Annotated in this window: 1 protein-coding gene; it reads left to right on the forward strand. The window is 34.5% G+C overall.

The window, feature by feature from the left end:
- Positions 1 to 57: 57 nt before the first annotated feature.
- Positions 58 to 278 (forward strand): recombinase family protein (locus KVT11_RS19755; protein WP_309234389.1); only part of this gene is annotated, 221 nt, incomplete at its 3' end.

A 278-nucleotide genomic window follows, 5' to 3' on the forward strand; every position in this document is an offset into this window, starting at 1 on the left:
TGGCGTGATTATCATATTAGACATATAATTAACAACCCATTTTATGTAGGTGACTATATAGCACAGATGTATACGAAAGTAAAAGTTGATGGTCGTAGAAAACAAACTGTAAACCCTAAAGAAAAATGGGTAGTCTATAAAAATCATCATCCAGCTATTATTGAGCGTGATCTGTGGGACAAGATACATAGCTTTGAAAAGAAAGAGAAAAATCGCACGAAAAGGCGTGTATCTGTAGATAATGAATTACGTGGATTAGTATACTGTGCTCATTGTGG

The organism is Bacillus sp. GbtcB10 (genome assembly GCF_019091365.1).
Classification (GTDB): Bacteria; Bacillota; Bacilli; order Bacillales; family Bacillaceae; genus Bacillus; species Bacillus altitudinis.